1 pseudogene is annotated in these 382 nt (G+C 72.3%); it reads right to left on the bottom strand.

Annotated elements, in window-relative coordinates:
- A pseudogene (locus tag PUR71_RS00355) lies at positions 1 to 382 on the bottom strand (3-phosphoshikimate 1-carboxyvinyltransferase); the annotation flags it as partial.

The raw sequence follows: 382 nt of genomic DNA, 5'->3' as shown, positions 1-382 counted from the left end.
CGTCGAGGCGTCCGGTTCGACGGCCAGGTCGGTGGCCGTGTATCCGCCGGTGCCGATCCCGATGACGCCGGGGTCCACCTCGGTCACCGAGGCGCCGACGCGGCGCATCAGTGCGATGGTCATGTCGACGTTCGGCCGGCTGACCAGGTCTCGCACGGTCACCGTCAGCGGAGTGCGCAGCAGCGGCGCCGCCATCAGCATGCCGCAGAGGAACTGGCTGCTGTGCCGGCCGTCCACGGTGAGTTCGCCACCGCGCAGCCCGTCGGCGGCCACCCGCAGCGGCCCACCTCGGATGACCACGGCTCTGAACAGCGCGCAGAGGCTTGTATGGGCGAAGGCGTGTGGTCGCAGAGGGCGGGCGCGCCGCTGGTCGGTGCCGTCG

The sequence above is a fragment of the Streptomyces sp. SP17BM10 genome, assembly GCF_036322405.1.
GTDB lineage: Bacteria > Actinomycetota > Actinomycetes > Streptomycetales > Streptomycetaceae > Kitasatospora.
This window is presented reverse-complemented; position numbering and strand designations above follow the sequence as displayed.